18 protein-coding genes are annotated in these 21,647 nt (G+C 64.9%); 3 read left to right on the top strand and 15 right to left on the bottom strand.

Annotation, left to right across the window (positions count from 1 at the left end):
• Nucleotides 1–153 precede the first annotated feature (153 nt).
• Nucleotides 154–2,580 (bottom strand): FtsX-like permease family protein, encoded by a 2,427-nt coding sequence (locus AB5Y93_RS06180; protein ID WP_368228985.1) that lies wholly within the window; start codon nucleotides 2,578–2,580, stop codon nucleotides 154–156.
• A gap of 21 nt (nucleotides 2,581–2,601) precedes the next feature.
• Nucleotides 2,602–3,282, bottom strand: a complete 681-nt coding sequence (locus tag AB5Y93_RS06185) for an ABC transporter ATP-binding protein (RefSeq protein ID WP_368228986.1) — start codon at nucleotides 3,280–3,282, stop codon at nucleotides 2,602–2,604.
• Nucleotides 3,283–3,434: 152 nt separating this feature from the next.
• On the opposite strand from AB5Y93_RS06185, the gene AB5Y93_RS06190 reads away from it, so the two are divergent.
• The 3 genes from AB5Y93_RS06190 (at nucleotide 3,435) to AB5Y93_RS06200 (ending at nucleotide 6,068) form a co-directional block, all read left to right on the top strand.
• On the top strand, nucleotides 3,435–3,908 hold the full coding sequence (locus tag AB5Y93_RS06190; protein ID WP_048207442.1) for a DUF4357 domain-containing protein: 474 nt from the start codon (nucleotides 3,435–3,437) through the stop codon (nucleotides 3,906–3,908).
• A gap of 135 nt (nucleotides 3,909–4,043) precedes the next feature.
• Nucleotides 4,044–5,468: a sodium:proton antiporter NhaD gene (nhaD, locus tag AB5Y93_RS06195; RefSeq protein WP_266136003.1), complete on the top strand. Its 1,425-nt coding sequence runs from the start codon at nucleotides 4,044–4,046 to the stop codon at nucleotides 5,466–5,468.
• Nucleotides 5,469–5,501: 33 nt separating this feature from the next.
• Entirely contained in the window at nucleotides 5,502–6,068 is a 567-nt protein-coding gene (locus AB5Y93_RS06200; protein WP_368228988.1) for a pyridoxamine 5'-phosphate oxidase family protein, read from the top strand.
• 59 nt (nucleotides 6,069–6,127) lie between these two features.
• Here the strand turns inward: AB5Y93_RS06200 and AB5Y93_RS06205 are convergent, their stop codons facing one another.
• The 13 genes from AB5Y93_RS06205 to AB5Y93_RS06265 all read right to left on the bottom strand — a co-directional run bounded on the left by AB5Y93_RS06205 (nucleotide 6,128) and on the right by AB5Y93_RS06265 (nucleotide 21,447).
• Nucleotides 6,128–7,324, bottom strand: a complete 1,197-nt coding sequence (locus AB5Y93_RS06205) for a Bcr/CflA family multidrug efflux MFS transporter (protein WP_010674385.1) — start codon at nucleotides 7,322–7,324, stop codon at nucleotides 6,128–6,130.
• Nucleotides 7,325–7,376: 52 nt separating this feature from the next.
• Nucleotides 7,377–9,065, bottom strand: a complete 1,689-nt coding sequence (locus AB5Y93_RS06210; RefSeq protein ID WP_368228989.1) for a hypothetical protein — start codon at nucleotides 9,063–9,065, stop codon at nucleotides 7,377–7,379.
• Between the two features lie 69 nt (nucleotides 9,066–9,134).
• Complete coding sequence (locus AB5Y93_RS06215; protein ID WP_368229000.1) at nucleotides 9,135–10,397, bottom strand: hypothetical protein; 1,263 nt, start codon at nucleotides 10,395–10,397, stop codon at nucleotides 9,135–9,137.
• Nucleotides 10,398–10,503: 106 nt separating this feature from the next.
• Nucleotides 10,504–11,064, bottom strand: a complete 561-nt coding sequence (locus AB5Y93_RS06220; protein WP_368181504.1) for a hypothetical protein — start codon at nucleotides 11,062–11,064, stop codon at nucleotides 10,504–10,506.
• Nucleotides 11,065–11,111: 47 nt separating this feature from the next.
• Nucleotides 11,112–12,536 (bottom strand): FAD-dependent oxidoreductase, encoded by a 1,425-nt coding sequence (locus AB5Y93_RS06225; RefSeq protein ID WP_368228990.1) that lies wholly within the window; start codon nucleotides 12,534–12,536, stop codon nucleotides 11,112–11,114.
• A gap of 75 nt (nucleotides 12,537–12,611) precedes the next feature.
• On the bottom strand, nucleotides 12,612–13,451 hold the full coding sequence (locus AB5Y93_RS06230; protein ID WP_368228992.1) for an FTR1 family protein: 840 nt from the start codon (nucleotides 13,449–13,451) through the stop codon (nucleotides 12,612–12,614).
• The gene (locus AB5Y93_RS06235; RefSeq protein WP_368228993.1) at nucleotides 13,451–16,420 is read right to left on the bottom strand and encodes a YncE family protein; all 2,970 of its coding nucleotides are present in this window, start codon (nucleotides 16,418–16,420) and stop codon (nucleotides 13,451–13,453) included. The genes AB5Y93_RS06230 and AB5Y93_RS06235 overlap by 1 nt, the downstream gene beginning before the upstream one ends.
• Nucleotides 16,421–16,424: 4 nt before the next feature.
• Nucleotides 16,425–16,874: a hypothetical protein gene (locus AB5Y93_RS06240; RefSeq protein ID WP_103261862.1), complete on the bottom strand. Its 450-nt coding sequence runs from the start codon at nucleotides 16,872–16,874 to the stop codon at nucleotides 16,425–16,427.
• A 118-nt stretch (nucleotides 16,875–16,992) separates the two neighbouring features.
• Nucleotides 16,993–17,478: a YqhA family protein gene (locus AB5Y93_RS06245; protein WP_368181510.1), complete on the bottom strand. Its 486-nt coding sequence runs from the start codon at nucleotides 17,476–17,478 to the stop codon at nucleotides 16,993–16,995.
• Between the two features lie 82 nt (nucleotides 17,479–17,560).
• Nucleotides 17,561–18,262, bottom strand: coding sequence for a peptidase (locus tag AB5Y93_RS06250; protein ID WP_010674394.1), 702 nt, complete (start codon nucleotides 18,260–18,262; stop codon nucleotides 17,561–17,563).
• A 31-nt stretch (nucleotides 18,263–18,293) separates the two neighbouring features.
• Nucleotides 18,294–19,094 carry a transglutaminase family protein gene (locus tag AB5Y93_RS06255; RefSeq protein WP_010674395.1) on the bottom strand — a complete coding sequence of 267 codons (801 nt, stop codon included), beginning with the start codon at nucleotides 19,092–19,094 and terminating at the stop codon, nucleotides 18,294–18,296.
• On the bottom strand, nucleotides 19,091–20,017 hold the full coding sequence (locus tag AB5Y93_RS06260; protein ID WP_010674396.1) for an alpha-E domain-containing protein: 927 nt from the start codon (nucleotides 20,015–20,017) through the stop codon (nucleotides 19,091–19,093). Before AB5Y93_RS06260 ends, AB5Y93_RS06255 begins: the two co-directional genes overlap by 4 nt.
• Nucleotides 20,011–21,447: a circularly permuted type 2 ATP-grasp protein gene (locus AB5Y93_RS06265; protein ID WP_368228995.1), complete on the bottom strand. Its 1,437-nt coding sequence runs from the start codon at nucleotides 21,445–21,447 to the stop codon at nucleotides 20,011–20,013. Before AB5Y93_RS06265 ends, AB5Y93_RS06260 begins: the two co-directional genes overlap by 7 nt.
• Between the last annotated feature and the right edge of the window lie 200 nt (nucleotides 21,448–21,647).

The following is a 21,647-nucleotide window of genomic DNA, read 5'->3' on the forward strand; positions in this document are numbered from 1 at the left end:
ACAAGATTCCCCTCACCCTGGACCTCTCCCGAAGGGAGAGGGGATGATTCGCGGCAGCTCTGTGCGCTTCTCTGCGCTGAATCAGGGGCGGTGACAGAGATCTGGTCAATGGGAACGTCAAGCCATGGCTGAGCCAGTGCGTCAACCAATATGTCATACCACTCTCCTTGCGGCGTACCAGGAGGCCAGTGCCCCGCACACCGGCGCCAGCAGAAGCGCCGTGACGGCGTGCAGGGGGGCGGCCTCGAAGGCCAGCCGCCAGCCAAAGGCGCGGGGGTTGACCACCTCAATCAGCACCCAGGCAAGGCCATAGCCCACCGGCAATGCCAGGATCGCCGTGAGCAGCCCGAGGCCCGCCCCTTGCCACACCAGCAGCCGGCGGCAGTGGCGCGGGCTCAGGCCAAGGCTTTGCAGGGTCTGCAACTCGCCGCGCCGAGCCAGTCCCAGCACCATAAAGGCCGAGCCGATGCCGACGAAGGCGATCCCCAGAATGAGCAACTTCAATAGTTCGGTCACCACGAAGGTCTGATCGAACACCCTGAGGGCGGCGGCGTGGATGGCGGGGGCGGGCAACAGGTTCACCTGCTCGCCAAACTGGCTCCTGAGCCTGTCGCCAAGGTGCTCGGGATCCGGGCTGAAGAGGGCAAGGGATTGCACCTTGCTCCCTTCGAAGGCGTGCAGTATCTGCCCCTTGTCGCTGCCGTAATCCTGATAGACGCCGGTGACGGTGAAAGCCCTCGGCCCCCCTTCGCTGGTTACCTCGAGGCGCTGGCCCACCCTGACCCCGAGGCGTACCGTCAGCGGTTCGCTCGCCAGCACCTCGTCGGGAGCGGCGGGCCAGCGCCCGGCCAGCAGCGGGTAGGCGGCTTTGAGCTCGGGGATAAAGTCCATCTGCGCCCACTCGATGGGCTGCCCCTGCCAGCGGGCGGGGAGCACGGCGCGGCGGGAGGCGGCGCGCACGTCCGGCGCGGCAAGAATGGTGTTGAGGGTCTGCTCGCCGAGGGCGCCCCTGCTGCCGGCCACCCCCTTGGGGGCGGTGACGTAGAGATCGGCGGCCAGACGCTGGCCGAGCCAGATCTCCACGCTCGAGCGAAAGCTCGACACCATGACCCCGATGCCGATGGCTGCGGCGATGGCCAGTTGCAGCGCCATCACCGCGATGGCGGTGCGATCCAGGTGATAGAGGGTTTCTGCCACCCCGAGCCGGGCGGTGAGGGGGCCGCGTGCACGCAGCCGGCCCAGCACGGCGCGCAGCACATCGGGCAGGGCGAGCGCCATGGCGAGCAGCCAGCCTCCGGCCACGAAGAGGGCGCCGCCAAGGCCGGTTTCTGGCCGCCACAGACACAGGGCGCAGAGCAGCAGGATGGCGATGGCGAGCCCCCGACGTTGCCAGGGATGAGCCGGCGGGCGGCTGTTGCCCTCTCGCAGCGCAAGGGGGGATTGGCGCAGCAGTTGCCACCAGCCGGGCAGGTTGGCGGCGAGCGTGCCCAGCAGGCCAATGACCAGCGCCTTGCCAAGGCTCGCGGGGGAGAGGCGCAGCAGATCGATGGGGTTGGGGCCATAGAGATCGGCCAGCGCCTGGGTGAGCTGCCCCATCAGGGTGAGGGCCAGGAGGCTCCCCAGCAGCAGCCCGAGCAGGGTGCCGATGCTGGCGAGGATCAGGAGCTCCAGGGTCAGCCAGCGCAGCAGCCGGCGCGGCGGCATGCCGAGGATGATGAGCTGGGCCAGCTGGGGGCGGCGCACGCTCTGCACGAAGCGCTGGGCGTTGAACACCAAAAACAATCCCACCGCCATGGCGAGCAGGGAGAGCGCCGTGAGGTTCAGAGCCAGCGCATCACCGAGCTGGCTGGCATCGAGCGCCGGACTGATGGGCTCAAGCCAGAGGGGCTGATGGGGGGCATAGGATTGCAGGGCCGCCTGCAAGGCTCTTTGCAAGGTATTGGCCTGCGCATCGCTGAGCTTGAAGACGATGCGATCCAGTCTGCCAGCCTTGCCAAGCAGGGGCTGGGCGAGGCCGATGTCGGTCACCAGCAGCCGCTCCATGGGTACGGCGCCGGGCTCGAAGGTGCCCGCCAGGGTCAGGGTCAGGGGGCGTTGCCCCTCATCCCCCAGCACAAAGGTTCGCGACTGACCCGGTTGCCAGTCAAGGCGCCTCGCCTCGGGGGCGGCCAGCCAGACGCTGTCGGCGCGATTCAACGAGACATCGGGTTGGCTGTCTGGCGCATCGCCAAAGAGGCGGCGCAGGGGGCCGGGGTTGAAGAGATCCATCCCCAGCAACTGGAAGCTGCGCCCCTGCTCGTCCTTGAGCCAGGCGTGAAGCTCTGGCATGGCGTCAAGGTTCGGCTGGCTTCGCACCAGCCTCACGTAGACTTGCTCATCCAGGCCACCCTGGGGGGCCAGGCGGTAGTTGGCCTCCCCGGCGAGCTGGCTGCGGGCAGCGACGAAGTTGGTGCGGGCGCTGTGGTTCAAGAGCTCGATGGCCACCACCAGGGTGACCCCGAGGGTGAGCCCGGCCAGGCTCATCAAGAGCAACCAGGGGTGAGCGCGATAGAGGCGCAGCAGTGCCTTGAGGGGCAACATCAGCAGGCCCCCCGGCAGACGTCAGCCATGGCGGCGCCCCTTGAGCTCGACCAGTTGCCCCCCTTCAAGGCGCAGCACCCGATCCGCCAGGTCGCCATAGCCCGGGTTGTGGCTCACCAGCAAGAGGCCTGCGCCGGTATCGCGCACCGCCGCCATCATCAGGGCCATCACCTGCTCGGCGTTGTGTTCATCAAGGCTCCCGGTGGGTTCGTCGGCGAGCAGCCAACGGGGCTGATGAATGAGGGCACGGGCCAGCGCCACCCGCTGGCGCTGGCCGCCGGAGAGCTGCTCCGGCCAGGCGTGGCGCTTGTGGCTCATGCCAAGGCGCGCGAGCAGGGCATCGAGGCGCCCATCGTCCTGGGGCAGGTGGTTTATCTGAAGGGGCAGGGCGAGGTTCTCGGCCACGGTCAGGGTCGGCAGCAGGTTGAAATCCTGATAGACGATGCCGAAATGGCGGCCACGCAGGCGGGCCCGCTCATCTGTCGGCAGGGTGTCGAGGCGGGTCTCTTCCAGCCAGATCTCCCCCTCGTCCGGGGCGATGAGACCGGCGATGAGGTTGAGCAGGGTGGACTTGCCACAGCCGCTTTGCCCCAGCAGCAGGCAGGTTTCCCCCGGGGTGAGGGCGAGATCTAGCCCCTCGAACAGGGGGAGCGTCTCGCCGCCGTTGGCGAAGCGTTTACTGAGGTTGCGCAGGCTAAGCATGGGATAACCGTTTGATGGTCAATGGCTTTCACAATGTCCGTCACTATGCCAGTTAGTGATCGCGCCTGCAAAAGGGATGGGGATCCTCGCTGGATCCCGCTCGCCTGAGGTGGTTAGAATAGGGGCCTCCATGGGTCACAGGATGAGCAAGGATGTTACACAAGCAAGTCAGTTTTATCGTCGACAGCAAGGGCGTCAAGCAGGCTGCCGTGGTCCCCATCGATATCTACAACGAGCTGATGACCCTGCAAAAGGCCCTCTCCGACAACAAGCCGGGGGAGCGCGAGCTCTACCACTTCAACGGCAAGGGGGCAGAGGCCCATGGTTATCCGGTGGGCAAGCGGCAAAACCCCGGTTTCATGGTCCAGGCGGGCTCCACCGCCAACGGCGAGGATGCGGCCTCCCTGCGCGAGGCGGTGATCGAGCTGCGCCAGGAGCTGCTGGGCAAGGGGGTGCTCACTCCCCACCCCGAAGGGGGCTTCATCTTTACCGCCGATCAGCTCTTCAACAGCCCGAGCCTGGCCGCGAGCCTGGTGGCGGGCAACAACCGAAGCGGGCTGGATGCCTGGCAAAACAGCGCAGGCTACACCCTCAAGCAATCGGGTTTTGGCAAGAAGACCTCCTGATGACGGGGCCCGGCAACGGGCCTCGCTCATGTTTGCCTGAGTGCCCGCGGCGGGCCGCTCATCAGGATGACAAGGAGGGCGGCTTCCCTTTGCGCTGCTAGCCTCAATGCCAGACGCCTGCCAGGAGATGCCGCCATGTCTGGACTCCTTCGCCTCGTGCCCGGAGCGGCCCTGCTCAGTGCCCCCGCAGTTGCGGGCAACGGCCCCCTCGATCTGACCCACAGCGGGGTCGGGCTCTTCGCCCTCGCCATCTTCGCCCTGGCTTACGCCCTGGTGATGGCCGAGGAGTACCTGAAGCTGCGAAAATCCAAGCCGGTGCTGGTGGCCGCCGGCATCATCTGGATAGCCATCGGCCTGGTCTATACGGGGCAGGGGCACAGCGAGCTGGTTCAGGCCGGTTTTCGGCACAACCTGCTGGAGTATGCCGAGCTGATGCTCTTCTTGCTGGTGGCCATGACCTATGTGAACGCCATGGAGGACAGGCTGCTGTTCGCCGTGCTGCGGGTACGCCTGGTGCAGGCGGGATTCAGCCTGCGTACGCTCTTCTGGCTCACCGGTTTTCTCGCCTTTTTCATCTCTCCCGTGGTGGACAACCTCACCACGGCGCTGCTGATGTGCTCAGTGGTACTCAACGTGGCCAACGGGGAGCGCCGCTTCATCAACCTGGCCTGCATCAACATCGTTGTGGCGGCCAATGCGGGCGGCGCCTTCAGCCCTTTTGGCGACATCACCACCCTGATGGTGTGGCAGGCGGGCAAGGTGCCGTTCCAGCAGTTCTTGCTGCTCTTCATCCCCGCCCTGCTCAACTTCCTGGTGCCGGCCACCCTGATGAGCCTGATGGTGCCCCGTCTGGTGCCCGCTATGCCGGGCGAGATGGTGGTGCCAAGGCGCGGCGCCGTTGTCATCGTGCTGCTCTTTGTGCTCACCATAGTGACCGCCGTCGCCTGCCATCACTTCCTGGGGTTGCCCCCCGTGCTCGGCATGATGATGGGGCTGGGCTACCTGCAATTCTTCAGTTTCTATCTGCGAAAGACCCAGCCCGTCACCCTGGCCCGGGCACGGGCGCTGTATGAGCGCACCGGGGACGAGGCCAGGCTGCTGCGTCTGGGTTCAGTGGTGCCGTTCGATGTGTTCAACAAGATTGCCAAGGCGGAGTGGGACACCCTGCTCTTCTTCTACGGGGTGGTGATGTGCGTCGGCGGCCTCGGGTTTATGGGGTATCTGGCGCTTGCCTCCCATTTCCTCTATGACGGTGGCGATCCGACCCTGGCCAACGTCGCCATCGGCCTGCTCTCCGCCCTGATCGACAACATTCCGGTGATGTTCGCCGTGCTCTCCATGGAGCCGCAGATGAGCACGGGGCAGTGGCTGCTGGTGACATTGACCACCGGGGTGGGGGGCAGTCTGCTCTCGGTCGGCTCCGCCGCCGGGGTGGCCCTGATGGGACAGGCCAGGGGCATGTATACCTTCGTCGGGCACCTCAAGTGGTTGCCTGCCATTTTGCTTGGCTATATGGTCGGCATAGGGGCGCACCTGTGGCTCAACAGCGCCCTGTTTTAGGCAATCCGGTTCCAGGCACCAGGGAGAGGCAGGATGGGACAACTGTTCGAGGCGCTTTTGCCGCGCCATGTCACCTTTATCGAGGGGCGGAAGATCTTCTTTGTCGGCACGGCGGCCGCGAAGGGATCGGTCAATCTCTCCCCCAAGGGCGGGGATTCGCTGCGCGTCCTCGATGCCCGCACCCTGGCCTGGCTCAACCTGACCGGCAGCGGCAACGAGTCCGCGGCCCAGGTGCTGCAACAGCCGCGCATGACGGTGATGTTCTGCGCCTTCGAGGGGGCGCCGCTTATTCTGCGGGCCTATGGCCAGGCACGGGTGCTGCACCGCACTGATCCGCAGTGGCCGTCGTTGCTGGCGCTGTTCCCCCCGAGCGTCGCGGCTCGCCAGATCTTCCTGCTGGACATTGAACGGGTCCAGACGTCGTGCGGCATGTCGGTGCCCCTGTTTGACTATCAGGGAGACAGGGAGGATCTCGCCAACTGGTCGGCACGCCAGGGGCAGGAGGGGATAGAGGCCTACTGGCGCAAGAAGAACCAGCTAAGCCTGGATGGGCTGGAGAGCGAGATCCTGGCTCGTAGCGGGTTGCAGGCAGATGACTGAGGCCTGCGCCCCGATGCAAAAAGCCCTGTCCATGGACAGGGCTTTTTCATTGCAGGGCATCAGGGGACGCGCTTGCCGCTCAGCAGCCAGTAACTGAGGGCCGACCCCAGGCCGCAACCGGCGATGGCGATGGCCATGGGGAGCGGCGATTCGGGGGGATTGAGGTTGACCAGCACCCCCACCAGGGCCCCAAGGCCAAAGCGCAGGGTGCCCGCCAGCGCCGAGGCGGTGCCTGCGGACTGGGGGAAGTGGCCCATCAGGCCGGTCATGGCGTTGGCCCCCACCAGGCTGATGTGGCCGACGAAGAGCACGACGGGGATGACGATGCCCCACAGGCCGCCGGTCTGGCTCCAGGCGTTGTAGATGAGCAGGGCCCCGGCGAGCGGCAGTACGGTCAGGCCGTATCGCAGCATGCGCTCGGCACCCACCCCTTTCACCAGCCGGCTGTTGGCGAAGGTGACCACCATCATCAGCAGGATATTGAGGCCAAAGAGCCAGCCGTAGTGCTCGGTCGGCACCTTGAAATACTCGATGTAGACATAGGGGGAGGCGCTCAGGAAGGCGAACATGCCGGAGCTCGACAGGGCGCCGCACAGCACATAGCCCATGGCACCACGGTGGGAGAGCACTCCCCAGTAGTTGCGAAGCACCTGCCCGAGTCGCAGGGGCTGCTTGTGCTCGGGTTTGAGGGTTTCCTCAATCTTCCACTGCATCACCAGGCAGATGAGCAGGCTGATGGCCACCAGCAGCCAGAAGATGACCCGCCAGTCGCTGTGAGCACTGATGTACCCCCCTACCACGGGGGCCACCAGGGGGGCGAGGGTCATCACCAGGATGACGAAGGACATGGCGCGGGAAAACGCATCCTTCTCGAACAGGTCTCGCAGCAGGGCGTTGACCACCACGGAACCCGCGGCGCCCCCTGCGGCCTGCAACATGCGCCAGGCCAGGAGCTCAGGCAGGGAGTCCGCCATGGCGCAGCCCACGGAGGCCACGGCAAACATCGTCAGGCCCGCCAGGATCACCGGCTTTCTGCCGAAGCTGTCGGCGAGCGGCCCGTAAAAGAGCTGACCGATGGCAAAGCCCCCCAGGAAGGCGCTGATGGTGAGCTGGGCGCCGTCGATGCTGGTAGCCAGATCCCGGGCGATGGCGGGAATGGCGGGCAGATACATGTCCACCGCGAGCGGAGTCAGGCCCGCCAGGGCACCGAGCAGGATGAAGAGGAAACGGGGGGAGAGGGAGCTGGCTTGGGGCATAGGGTATCCGAGTCGTGGGCTGGGCCGGGTTAAGAGGCAGGTGTTGAGTCTATCAGTTTTGGCGGGCGCGATCAGGTGCATCCTGCCCGATGCCCTTTTGTCGGGTGTGGCGCCAGAGCAGCCAGAGCCAGGCAAGCCATCCGAGCAGGGAGAGGGCATTGCCGGTGCGCTCCGGCCAGCGTGCCGCCAGGGTCAGGGTGAGGCTGTGGTGGCCTGCCGGAACCCAGAGTTGCATCAACCCCTGGCGATTGGCGCTCACCGTCAGCGCCAGGTGCCCGTCGAGGCGGGCCTCCCAGCCGGGGTAATGGTATTGGTGCAGGACCAGCCGGGTCGGCACCCGGGCCTTGACCTCCAGCGCCAGGGCGCGGGGTTGCCAGCGGGTCAGGCTCCAGCTCGCGCCTGGCGGTTCGGCGCTGACAGGCGGCTGGAACTCCTCCTTCCAGGCGAGCAGGGTCGGGGCGAACATGCCCCCCGGCACCTGCCTTGGCCTGTATTCCCGGGCACTGCGCTTGCTGTCGAACTCGAATGCCATGGCCTCTCGTTCGGGGGCCTGGGTGAGGGGGGCGTGACGCACATAGGCCAGGGTGGAGAGGAGGGTCAGCAGAAATACTCCCCACCAGAGCCCCTGCCAGAGACGATGGGGCTGGGTGCCGAGCGCCACCACGGCGACCGTGGCAAGGGCGAGCACCAGGTTGAGCCGCCAGGGAAACTGCACCCGCTGCAAGGGGGGAAGCAGGCTCCAGAGAGGCTGGCTCGGGGGCAGCATCATCAGGAAGGCGACGACGCCGATCGCCCCCCAGCACAGCAGCTCGGGGTGGCGCGGCTCCCGGGCGGCGGCCCAGGCGATGAGCAGCAGGACCAGGGTCAGCATGCTCTGCCACGCCAGGTGACCGCGAAAACGCCAGTCCTCCCAGGCGCTGGGCAGGCGGTCGAGAAAGTTGCGCCTGTAGTCGAACATGCCGCCACGCATCAGCTCCATGGAGATGGCCCCCTGATCCGCCAGGGCGGGCAGCAGCAGGGCGGCAGCCATGCAAAGCCCCATACCCTGGGCGCCGAGGGCTTGCCAGCAGGGCGTCAGAGTGCGGGTGCGTCTGGCGAACCAGAAGGCGCGCAAGGTGACCAGCCCCATCATGAGCAAGAGGCTGGGGAGGTGGGAGAAGGCGAGCAGCGCCAACCCCAGAATCAGCAGGGGCAACCCCTGAGGTCGTCCGCGGTGGGCGAGATCCTGCCCCAGGAGGATAAGGGGAGCCCAGGCGAAGGCCCAGAACTCCGCCAGGGCGAAGCGGGCATAGAGATCCATGGCGACATGATAGGGCAGCGCCAGATAGAGCAGGCTGGCGGCCAGGGCCCGGCCAGGGGGCGTGGTGGCACGCAACCACAGATAGGCAAACACCCCGGAGAGCAGCAGGGCCAGGGTGGCGCTGCCAAGCAAAGGGTAGATGGCTTGCTGGGGGTGGGCTCCGGGCCCGGCAAAGAGGGCGCTGACGTAGTAGGGGAGCGGGGGATAGAAGAAGAAGGTGGGGCTGCCGAAGCCGCCGTTCATGGCCATCAGCCAGCGGGGATAGAGTTCCCCCTGCCAGAGCTGGCGGGCAAAGTAGTGGCCGGATAGCAGGTGGTGGAACAGATCGTGCCCCTGGCTGCCCCCCTGCCACCAGAGCGGCAGCATCAGCAGGGCGCAGGCCAGCAACAGGGCCAGCGCGACCCGGATCCCCTCCCCGGTTCCGCTCGTGTTTTTTTCCATTGCACTGGTTCCTGACAGACCCGGCTGTGAGTGTAGACGAGTCGAGCGATGCCCTCGCAAGCGCCCGATTCAGCGGGGCAGGGCGAGCCAGAGGCCGGGTTCGGCGTGAAAGCGGGGGGCAAACCAGAGGGTGTCATAAGGGCCTGGCAGCGCCTCTGCTCCCAGGGGGCGGCGGCTGAGGCGGCAGGCCCCCTGGGTGAGCGCAAGGGCGGCATCCCCCCGGTACCAGCCGTCGGTGACGGGCAGGGTTGTGGTTTCCCTAAGCAGCCTCACTCCCCACTGAGTCACCAGCGCCGGGCACGCCTGCTCGGCCAACTTGGCGGCCCGGGTCATGGCTGGCGCCGCAGGTGGGGTGAGGGTGCAGAGCAGCAGAAACAGGGCTCCCAGCATGGCCAGCAGGTCGCCCCGGCGCGGCAGCCAGCCTGCCAGCAGCACGATACCGAGCAGGGTGATGGGCGCGAGATGGCGGGGATTGTCCGGATTCTGGCCAAACAGGGTCCAGAGCAGCAGAACGAGCCAGTAGAGGGGCCAGAGCACGGAGGGGGCTGGATTGTGATCCTTTGACCGTAGCCAGAGCGGCAGTACCAGCAAGGCCCCCATCAAGAGGGGCCAGAGCGGGGTGAGCTGCTCGTTGAAGGTATTCGCCCAGCTCAGCAGTCGATCCCCGTGGGCCGCCGCCGTGTTGCCCCAGAGGGTGAAGTGGCCGTCGGTAAAGCGGCGCCCCTCGCCAAAATAGGCCCAGCCATCGGCCTGCCAGACAAACAGCAGGCAAGCTAGCCCCACCAGCGCGATGGGGAGCACAAACCTGACGCGCGTGCCCTGCTGCGCCATCCCCAGCCAAAGGGGCAACAGGGCCAACACGAAGTAGGAGGGACGCAGCGCCAGCATGAGGCCCAGCAGCAGACCTGCCAGGGCCGCTTTGCGATGCAGCAAGGCCAGCAGCGCGGCCAGCCAGGCGGCGAGCGCAGGCCCGTCGGACAGGCCGGAGAGGGCGAGCGTCGGGGTGAGCGGCAGGGCCAATACCAGCAGCCAGACCGGCGCCAGCAGGCTGGGCCGCTGCCACAATCTGACCGCGAGGAAGGCGGCGAGCGGCGCCAGCAAACTGCTCCCCAAGAGGCTTGCCCACTGCACCGCGCGGGCCGGCTCGTCCACCGCCAGATTGATCAGCCGCGCCAGCCAGATAAAGGCGGGGTAGCCTGGAAAGTGGGGGGAGAACTCCAGCACGCTGAAGCGTACCACCCCGTGGGCGAAGTTGAGGGCATCGTCGGAATCGAGCGACACGGGGAAGGTCAGCAGCCAGCCAAGCCAGGCCAGTTGCAGCAGGAGCAGCAAGTAGAGTCGATTGGCGAAGCGTAATCGGCCGTGGCGACGCCCCCCTTCTCCCCGTGCGGGGGAAGGGCTGGGGATGAGGGGGGCAGTCGTCATTGATGAGAGGTCATCAAAGCGGTGCCAGCACGGCCATCAGCGCTTTTTCGGCATCGCTAAAGGCAGTGGCATCGGCAGGCTTGGCACCCACCCCGAACACTCCCGGGTTGCCGATGGCATCGAGCACCTTGGCCAGCGCCTGTTCGGCGGCCTTGCGATCCCCTTCATCGAGGGAGGGGAGGATCAAATCGAGGAAGCGCTTGCTCTTGACCACCAGCACCTTGGCGGTCTGGTAGTCGCCAAGGTTCTGGCTGGCCCCCTCGAGGCGGCGCTCGATCTCCGCCTTGTAGGCCCGGTTGAGCAGGGCCGCGGTAGTGGCGGCGTCTTTGGCCTTGATGGCGGCGGCCAGCGGTGCTTGCAGCTCGACCTTGTGGTGCTGTTCCAGATAGGTCAGCTCCTCGGCAATCTCGCTCAAGGTGGCGCTGGCATCCTTGCCGTCAGTGGCTGCGCCCAGCAGTGCCTCGCGGGCATCGATCAGCGGCTCCTTGCCGGCGGCGGCGTAGGAGTAAGCCTGCGCCTGCCCGCTCAGGGTCAGCAGCAGGGTGAGGGCGAGTAAACCCGGGCGGATGGTCATCCTGTTCTCCTTACTTATGCCAAGAGGTTATGCCCATGGCGCGGCACTCAGGCCACGCTCTGGGTTTCGATCACGGTATTTTCGTTGCGATGATTGAAGATGGCGTGGCGTCTGTCCACCCCGTCGATCACCATGTCTGCGGCCATCATCCCCATCTCCATGGCGGTGTCGGTGAAGATGTAGCGGAATGTCCCCTGACGGCCGGTCATGATGAGGTTGCCTATCGGCATCAGCGCCTTGATGGCTTCGTTGCGGCGGGCCTGATAACCCAGATCCATCAGCGGATAGGCGTATTCACTGCGCGCTTCGAATGTCTCATCGCCGAGCTTCTGGGTATCGACGCCGAGGCTGTCGAGATCGGCGGTGACCCGGCCGCGCAGATCAGAGAGCGGTGCCTGCCAGGTGGCATCCCCCGGATTGCAGGGGATCTCCAGCATCACCGAGGTCTGGCCTTGGGGCGCCATAAAGGGGCTGCGGCGGCGGGGCTCCTGCAGACGGGTGGCCAGAATATGGGGGTCGGAGAGGTACTGCCAGGTGTTGTCCGACAGGTTCTCCTGTTTGAGGGGCATATTGACAAAGCGAAGCGACCGGTAGTGGAGATCGCACGGCAAGCCCAGGTGCTGGCAGGTGAGCGGCAGCGGCAGGGTGGAGATCACCTGATCAAAGCGCTCGCTCTGCTCCACATTATCTTGTGACCAATACACCCGTTCAATGCGGCCATCGGCCTGCTCGAGACGGGTGATGGTGGCGCCGGTCTTGAGTGTGACGCCCTCTGTCACCAGCCGCTCCCCCAGGGTGGTGAAGATCTGGCCAAAGCCGTACTTGGGATAACGATATTTGCGGGCATAGGTGCGCACCGACATGCTGCCGTTGCGCCTTGGCAACAGGCGGCGCGCCACGTCTTTGAGATCGATCAGGCTGATGCGCTGGCCAGCCCAGTCGGCGGAGAGCTGGTCCGGGTTGATGCCCCACAACTTGCCAGTGTAGCCCTCGAAGAACTGGCGGTAGAGGGTACGGCCGAAGTGGCTCTGGATCCACTCGGCAAAACTCGCCTTGGCAAAATCGGTGGGCTTCCTGGCAAAGGGCAACAGCAGCAGATCCTTCACCGCCCCGGCCATCAGGGCCAGCGGCGCCGTCTTGAGCAGGTTGGGCAGGTTCAGGGGGTAGTCATAGGTACGCCCGCCAAAGCGGATCACGCTCTTTCGCTCGGCGTGGAGCAGGTCGTCCCCCATCAGTTCGTCGATAAAGGCGAGCAGCTCGGGGTTCTTGGTGATGAAGCGGTGGCCGCCGTAGTCGAAGCGATACTCCCCGTCGCGCCCCTTGAAGGTCTGGGTGGCGCACATGCCGCCCACGACCGGCTCCTGCTCGAACAGGGTGACCGCAAAACCGGCCTGGCGCAGGCGCCAGGCGGCCATCAGACCGGCAGGGCCGGCGCCCAGCACCGCAATGTGCTTCTTGTTGTTGTCGTTCATGAGTGTTCCGAAACGGCGTGATAGCTGGGGGAGCGCGCCTGTGCGCGGCTCCCGAACAGAGTGTGATCCCCGGGCTCAGCCCCTGGTCGGAGCGGCGCTCCCCTGGGGGCGATAGCTGCGATGCCAGAGGGTGACAAAGATGATGAGGTAGCTTGCCCAGGTCAGCAATTGCAGGCCCGCCGGTGAGGCGTTGTAGCCAAACAGGGCGCGCAGGAAGGTGCCGAATACCCCCTGATCGTCGAGGATGTGGCTGATGTTGAAGACAGGCGTGGTCCAGAAAGTGATGACGTCCGCTGCCTGCAACATGTTGACGGCGGACGAGAGCAAGCCTGCGGCGATGATGATGATGAGCAGGCCGGTCCAGCGGAAGAAGGGGGCCAGCGCCACCTTGCGGGTGGATCGCAGCAGCCCCCACACCAGCACCACAGAGACCAGCAGCCCCGCCAGCGCCCCCATCAGCCCCTGGTGCAGATCCACCCCTTGCCCGGAGTAAACCAGGGCCGAGAAGAACAGCACGGTTTCAAAGCCTTCGCGCATCACCGCCAGGAAGGCGAGCAGTACCAGACCAAACAGGTTGCCGCCGTCGATGGCGGCATCGATGCGCGCCGTCATGGCCCCCACCTGGGATTTGGCCTGCTTCTGCATCCAGACCGCCATGTAGGTGAGCACCAGGGTGGCGAAGATGAGGATCCCCGCCATCAGCAAATGGTTGTAGCGCTCGCTCTCGAACTGACTCACCACCACCTGGAACAGGAAGGCGACGACGAGGGAGGCGATAAGACCCAGCCCCACCCCCAGATAGACGAACTTGTTGTAGCGGCTCGCCCCCAGCTTGGCGAGGTAGGAGAGGCAGATGCCGACCAGCAGGAAGGCTTCCAGCCCCTCGCGCAGGGTAATGAGAAAACTTGCAAACATCAGGATTGAGGCTCCGTATCGGGCGTGACGGGGAGGGGCTGCAGGGTCAGTTGCAGCCGATTGAGTTGCACTATGGGTGGCTCCGGCAAGCTCGGTTCGGCGGCGCGCACCGCATCATTGACCCACTTGGGGTAGGTGCGGAAATTGAGTTTGATATCGGCCTTGAAGGGCCCTTGGGCATCTGCGGGCAGCGGCCAGGCTTCATCGCGCCAGCCATCGGCCGGGATGCGGGTATCTTCCAGCAGTTTGGCGTAACGCCAGAACTTGAGCCCCACCGGCTTGCCCTCGGCATCGCCGAACACTTTTCTGAACAGCCGTGCATCCTCAGGGACGGCGCCGTTCACCGGCTGGCCGCTGGCAAGCACCAGCTTGCCGCTGGCGTCGGTGACGGTCAGCTCCAGCCAGAGTTCACGGAAATCGGCGACCCCGGTGGGCAGGGCGTGGCCGGCGCCGGTATTGGCGACTCTCACTACCAGCGCGGGTTGGCCACTCTGGTTTTCAATGCGGGCCGAGAGGGTGGCGCTGGAGCGCAAGAGCGCCAGGCTCTCCTGCTCAAGGGTTGCACTTCTCAGCCCCACCAGCTGATGCTGGGCGCCGGTAAAGTTGTGGCGATAGAGCCGCTCTTTCACTGTGCCGTTTTCGGTGGACTGGCCCGCCACCGGCGCGCCGCCATTGCCCGGCTCCGGGTTCATGTGGCAGTCGATGCAGGTGCGGCGCTTGGCAGGATCTTCGGCTTTGGCGAAGCTGGATTTTTCCCACTCGTCCCAGGTGTTGACGATATTGGCACCGGTGCCCGGGGCAAACTCGTTGTGGCACGACTTGCACAGGGCCGCGTCGCGGTAGAAATCCTTCTGGTAAGAGGCTTTGTGGGCCGCCGGACGGGCGTTGATCTGCCGCTCGGCCAGCCAGTGCTGGAGGCTGCCACCGGCGGCATCCTCGAACACATAGCTCTCGCGGTCTTTCAAATTGACCGTAAAGGCGCTGTTGCCGCCTGCATCCTCGAGCTTGGTGATGCGATGGCAGAGCACACAGCTGGTGCCTTCCTCAACCACAGGTTCGCCCGCCTTGTGGGCGGCAATGAGCGAGGCTCCGCCCTGCTCGAACATGTGGGAGCCCTTGGGCAGATCAGTCTGGCCGTTCATCACCTGCTGGGGCATGTGACAGCCCTGGCACCACTGGCCGAAGGCCTCCCCTTCGGTTTCGCGGGCCAGCGCCTGCACCACCTTGTAGTAGGGGTGAGAGTTGCCCATCAGTCGGTGGTTGCTCTCGCTCCAGTCCTTGAACGCCTGTTGGTGGCAGTTCTGGCAGGAGGCGGAGTTGAGCCACTCTTTCGGGTGAGTGGTCGGCGCCTTGGCAGGATCCCTGCGCGGGGCATCGAGCCGCAGCCAGTTGGCCAGATAGGGGAGGTTGCCATCACTGGTCACGAAAGCGTGCAGATCCTCCATCATCGCCTGCACCTCGGGATGGGGCTTGGCGGGGTCGACCGGCTCGGCGCCATCACGGGTGTCATGGCCCATACCGCCCTGGGTCTGCTGGGTCATGCGCAGGTATTCACCGATAAAGTCCCCCGCCACCATGTTGGCGAGGTTGGCGTGGCCGTTGATGGCATTGTCACCGCTCTGCTGGCGGTGGGCCGCCATCAGATAGCGGTTGGTGAAGTTGAACCCGTCCAGATGGCAGGAGTTGCAGCTCATCCAGTTGTCCCCCGCCATGGGGAAGCGGTTGTTGGCGGCAGTATTACCCAGGTTGAACAACCGCTCACCGCGCTTGAGGGCTTTGGGGCGGGGATCGGTCTCTACCAGTTTGGCGAAGTGGGGCACATCCACGGTGACCCGGGCAAACGGGCCGCTGCCGCCGCTATTGAGACGGGTGAGATCCTGCCCCATGACGTTGTGGATCAGGATGTGGTCGCCATCGATCAGCAGATCGCGCGGATTCTGGCCCGGCAGGTGACGCAAGAGCTGGGTCGCCTTGGCGCCCCCCTGAAACTTCTTGCGGCGGTGGCGGTTGCTGTTCTGCTTGCCGCTGCGCGACAGGTCGAACACCAGCAGATCTTCCGAGCCCGCCAGGGTCAGGTAGACCCGCTTGCCATCGGCGGCGAAGCGCGCCGTGAACGGGTTGGAGACGATCTGGCTGCGGTTGCCGACGCTGGGCAGGTTGATCTGCAAGAAGAGCTGTTTTCTTTCATCGACCCGCTCCTTCTCTTCATCGAGATCGATGATGGAGACGGCCGGGAAGACGGTGCTCTGAAACTGGAAGGGGTGATCGAAACTCCAGAGCACATGGGGCAGCCAGGCTTCGCTGCCATCGGGGGCGAGGGCGATGCCGTCCAGCAGGCGCGGCAATCCCTGGGAGTCGCTCGGGGTATCGCTGTGGGTTTCCGCCAGGGTGATGAGCTTGGGCTTGGGGAGAGTAGCCCCCTTAGCGTCTTTCTCAAGCTTGGCGAGATCATAGATGGCGAGCTGGCCGGTCATGGCGTGGGTGAGCAGCAGGCGATCGTCGTTGGTCAATGCCAGCCCGCGGGGAGTCTCGGCGGTTTTTGCATCCAGCTGGAGGTTGCCCGCCCTGTCATAAGCCTGAAGGCGCCCTCCCTCGAACAGCGTGACCCAGAACCACTGCCGCTTGGGATCGAAGATGACGCCATAGGGCCTATGGCCGGTGGGGATCGCCTTTTCCAGCTCGAATTCATCATCCAAGAGCAGCAGGCGATCGCCGCTGTAATCGGTGACCAGCAGGGTGCCGTCATCGGCGCGGGCCAGCTGGCGCAGATCGCCCCCCAGCTGCACTTCGTTGAGGCGCTTGCCAGTGCCCCGCTCGAGCAGGGTGACGGAGCCGGCACTCTGGTTGGCGGTGACGAGGCGCGGGGCGCTCCCCTCGTCATAGGCAATCATGGCGGCGCCCATCTCCCGGGCCGAGGCGGTCCCCAGCAGCAGGGCGGCCAACATCAGGGATAACAACAACTTCAACATAAGATCAGGTGCGCCATTTCAAGATGGTCCAGCGCCAGGCGTGGCGCAGCACCAGGGGCGTCAACGCGAGGGCGCTCAGCCAGTGGGCCCAGCTGGCAAGGTTGCCGAGGCTGTCCCCCGGGGTGCCGTGCAGCACCAGCACCAGTCCGCTGGCCAGACAGACCAGCAGCAAGGCCTCGATGATGCGGCCGGTGGTGCGCAAAAAAGGCTTGCGGCTCTTGCGCAGCAGGCTGCGATGGGAGAGCCAGAAGGCGCCAAACAGCAAAGGAAACAGGGTGAGCGAGAGGGCGACGTGCAAAAACAGGTTCCAGCGCGCCAGGGACCAGGTCGGCGTCAGGGGTTCCCACAGCAGCAGGCCGGAGAAAAACATCAGATAAAGGGCACCCTCGGCCGCCTGATGGTGATAGGCCAGCCATTGCCAGCATTGTCGTGGTGAGAGGGAAAGACTCGTCATGGGTGCTCCAGCTCCCGGGCGGTTCAGCCCGGGGCGAGCAAGTTTACAATGCAGTAAGGGTAATGAAAAGAGTTATCAATTCGGCTCTTGATGAATAGACCCTGAATGGCGTCGGGCCCTATTTGTGCTCCGCCAGCCGCTCGGTCACCGCATAGATAAGTGCCGCGGTGGAGAAGGCGAGGAAGACGATGACCGACCACTTCATCTCGATCTCGTTGCCGGTGCCGTCGTTGAGAAAGGCTTTGAGCACCTCGATGCCGGCGATGGTCACCAGGGAGTTGATGACGATGAGCTTGAGGGACGCGAAGTTGATCTTGCTGAGCCAGTTGTCGCCGAGGGCCGCTCGCTGCTCCGGGGTCTTGATGAACTGCACGTAGCCGCAGATGGCCACCAGGATCAGCATCTGGGCCACCAGCACGAAGTCCACCAGGGTGAGTACCCCCGTGATGAGATCCAGATAGTGGATGTCGATGATGTCGCGGCACAGCACATAGAGCTGCATGGCGAACTTCACCATCAGGAGGGCGACACAGATAAGGATGCAGACATAGAAGGGGAACATCATCAACCGGCTGCCGTTGAGCATGACGTTGAAGCGGCGCATGGGAAACTCCATCGAAAAGGAAGGCAGCCAGAATATCCGGAAAGAAAGGAGCGGGAAAGCGCCTTGGCGCCTCCCGCCCGGCCTAGAGGGGGAAGGTGGGAAGGCCCTGGAACAACTGCTGCAACCCCTCGCCCCAGGCCTTTCGCAGCGCCACGAAATGGGGGTTCTGTTCGGTGATGCGGTGCTGGTTCGTCGCCGAGAAGCTGCCCTCGTGATAGACCAGGGCATCCAGAGGCAAGCCCACCGACAGATTGCTGCGCAGGGTCGAGTCGATGGAGATGAGGGCGCACTGCAGGGCGGTCTGAAGCGGCGTCTCATGGTGAATGATGCGATCGATGATGGGTTTGCCGTACTTGCTCTCACCAATCTGGAAGTAGGGGGTGTCGGCGCTCGCCTCGATGAAGTTGCCCTCCGGATAGATGTGGAACAGGCGGTGGCGCTCCCCCCGGATCTGCCCCCCCAGCAGGATGTTGCAGCCGAAGTTGATATGGCCCTGCTGCTGACCTCCATCCCGGCTGATGACGGTGCGTATGGTCTGGCCGATGAGGGCGGCAGCCTCGTAGAGGCTGGGGAGGGCAAGGAGCTCCTGCCCCTCCGTCAGCAGGCTGATGACGCTCTGGGTGGTGGCCAGATTGCCCGCGCTTTGCAGCACTATCACCCTGTCCTCCCGGGTGAAGAGGTGCAATTTGCGGAAGGTGGCGATGTGATCCACCCCCGCATTGGTGCGCGAATCGGACGCAAACACCATGCCGTCTTGCAGGCACATGGCGACGCAATAGGTCATGACCGCTCTCCCGCCAGGACTCTCCCGGTCTTCATTGCTGCTGTCCATCCAGGCGGGTCACCTGCGCCTGGCTCTGCAACTGTTCGCACCCGCCGCCATAGCGCACGCCGCGCACCGGACAGGCATCCAGATAATCCATGCCGACCGCGAGCTTGAGGTGCTCGCTGGTGGAGCTGGTGAGGTTGGTGACGTCGAACGTGTGCCAGCGCTCCTCGATCCACACCTCGGCCCAGGCGTGCATCGCCACGTGGCTGTTGTCCTGGCTGTAGAGGTAACCGCTCACGTACCGGGCCGGCAGGCCGGCGTGGCGGCAGCAGGTCAGGAAGACATGGGTGTGGTCCTGACAGACGCCGCTGCCCGAAGCAAGTGCCTCGTCGGCGCTGAAGGTGGCATCCGTGCTGCCTGGCTGATAGGGCATCAGCACCAGGATGCGTGCCATCAGGCTCTGCAAGTCGGCCAGGGTTGGCTCCTCTGGCAGGCAGGCCTTCGCGAGATCCTGCAGGGCCGGGGTCGGGCGGGTGAGGGGGGTGGGCCTCAGGTAGCTCAGGGGAGAGATGAGGGAGGACTCCTCATCTTCCGGGGCGTCGTCGCAGATCTCCACCTCCCCGTGGGCGCGGATCAGGATCCCCTCGTGGGGGGACTCCAGGCTCAGCACGTGCAGTATGTTGCCGTAACCGTCCGTGGTGCAGGTGGCCTCCCCCGGCAGCTCCAGCTCCCAGGAGAGGATCTGCTGGCGGGCCGTGCTGTGAGGAGTCAGGCGCAGGTACTGGGTGCTGCGGCGCACCACGTCGGCATAGTGGTAGCGGGTCTGGTGATCGATGATGAGTCTCATAATACCTCCAGGTAGGCGGCGTGGATGCTCTGGCCGATGGCGCCGATGTCGCTGAGGAAATCACTCAGGTACTCCTGCATGCCGAGGGCAAAGACATCGTCGATGGCGCCATAGGTCAGATGGGCGTTGAGTATGGTGGTCAGGCGCCGGGGCGTCTGACCGGCGTTGCCCTCGATCTGGGCCAGGATCAGCTCCATCTCGTCGAGGCAGGCCCGCAGGGAGCGCGGCACTTCATTGCGCAGGATCAGCAGCTCGGCGATGGAGGCATGGGAGAGCGTCTTGTAGAGGGTCTGGTGGGCCTCGTAAGCACCCACTGACCGCAACAGGGCGTTCCAGCGGTAGAACTCGCGCACGCTGTCCTCGTCCTCCCGGATCACCTGATACTTCACGGTCAGGATGCGCGCCGTGTTGTCGGCCCGCTCGATGAAGGTACCAAGGCGCAGGAACCAGAGCACGTCACCGCGCATGATGGTGCCATAGGTGGCGCCGCGAAACTGGTGGGAGCGTTCCTTGATCCAGTCGAAGAACTCCTGGGCCTGACCGCTGGAGAGCCCCGCCTGGCGGCGCCGGCGGATCTCTATCCAGGCGGCGTTGATGCTCTCCCACACCTCACCGGGGATCTTGCCCCGCACGGCGTGGGCGTTGTCCCTGGCCATGCGCAGACAGCTGAAGATGCTGCTCGGGTTCTCCTCGTCGAAGCAGAAAAATTGCAGCAGGTTCTCCATGTTCACCTGGCCGTAGCGGGCCAGGAAGGGCTCATGGGTGCCGCTGATGGTGAGGGGCGCCACCAGCTCGCTGTGATCGGCGTCGATGGAGGGCATCAGCGACATTGTCTGGGTGACGTCCAGCATGCGCGCCGTGTTCTCCGCCCGCTCCAGGTGGCGGGACATCCAGTAAAGTTCGCTTGCGGTGCGGCTCAGCATGGGCTGCCCTCCATGACCCAGGTATCCTTGGTGCCACCGCCCTGGGAGGAGTTGACCACCAGGGAGCCTTCGGTGAGGGCGACCCGGGTCAGGCCGCCCGGTACCAGGCGCAGCTCCTGCCCCGTGAGAACGAAGGGGCGCAGGTCGATGTGGCGGGGGGCAATGCCGGCGTCGACGAAGGTCGGGCAGGTGGAGAGGGAGAGGGTCGGCTGGGCGATGTAGTTGTCGGGCCGAGCCTTGAGCAGCTCGCGAAAACGGGCCAGCTCCTCGCGACTGGCGCAGGGGCCGATGAGCATGCCGTAGCCGCCGGCGCCATGGACCTCCTTGACCACCAGCTCCTCCAGATTGGCCAGCACGTGGGAGAGGGCAGCCGGCTCGCGGCACTGCCAGGTGGGCACGTTGTTGAGAATGGGATCTTCCCCCAGATAGAAGCGGATCATCTCCGGCACATAGGGGTAGATGGACTTGTCATCCGCCACCCCGGTGCCGATGGCATTGGCCAGCACCACACCGCCGGCGCGGTAGACCGAGAGCAGCCCGGGCACGCCGATGAGGGAGTCCGGGTTGAAGGCGAGGGGATCGAGGAAGTCGTCGTCGATGCGGCGATAGATGACATCCACCCTTTTCAGCCCCGTGGTGGTGCGCATCAGCACCTGACCATCCTTGACCACCAGATCCGCGCTCTCCACCAGCTCCACCCCCATCTGCTGGGCGAGGAAGCTGTGCTCGAAGTAGGCGCTGTTGAAGCGTCCCGGGGTCATCACCACCACGCAGGGGTTGTCTACCGGGCTGCTCTCGCGCAGGGTCTGGAGCAACAGGGCCGGGTAGCGCTCCACCGGGGCGATGGGCTGGTTGTGAAACAGCTCCGGGAAGAGGCGCATCATCATCTTGCGGTTCTCCAGCATGTAGGAGACCCCGGAGGGGGTGCGCAGGTTGTCCTCCAGCACATAGTACTCACCGTCGTGGTTGCGGATGATGTCGACCCCGGTGATGTGGACATAGGTGTCCCGGTGCAGGTCGACCCCCTGCATGCAGGGCTGGTACTGGGCATTGGTGAGGATCTGGGCGGCCGGGATCACCCCCGCCTTCAGGATGCGCTGATCGTGATAGATGTCGTGCAGAAAGGCATTGAGGGCGGTGACGCGCTGGCGGATCCCCATGTCCAGATGTTGCCACTCCCGGGCGGGAATGATGCGGGGAATGCTGTCGAACGGGATGAGGCGCTCGGCGCCGTCCCCATCCCCGTAGACGTTGAAGGTGATGCCGACCCGGCGAAACAGCAGGTCGGCCTCTTCACGCTTGCGTTCTATGCTCTTCTCGTCGGTCTGGTGCAGCCACGAGAGGTAGGCGTGGTAATGATCGCGAAACTGGTTGTCGGTGAGCAGCATCTCGTCGTAACAACCGGGTCCGGGGGGCTTGATGGGCAGCATAGGCAACTCCTTGTGACGTCCCTGCGTACATCACAAAGTGCAAGGGCTGTGCCAGCCAATTGAGTCGCTATCGAGGCCAGTGTCAGTGATTTTTTATTGAAAAATCATATGGATGACTTTTATGTCATCACGGGGCAAGGCAGGGCGCACCAGAGTGGTACCCCATAGAGGGTAAGCCTGCGCCATCTTGTGGCAACAGG

The organism is Aeromonas sp. R10-1, assembly GCF_040908465.1.
GTDB classification, from domain to species: domain Bacteria; phylum Pseudomonadota; class Gammaproteobacteria; order Enterobacterales; family Aeromonadaceae; genus Aeromonas; species Aeromonas caviae.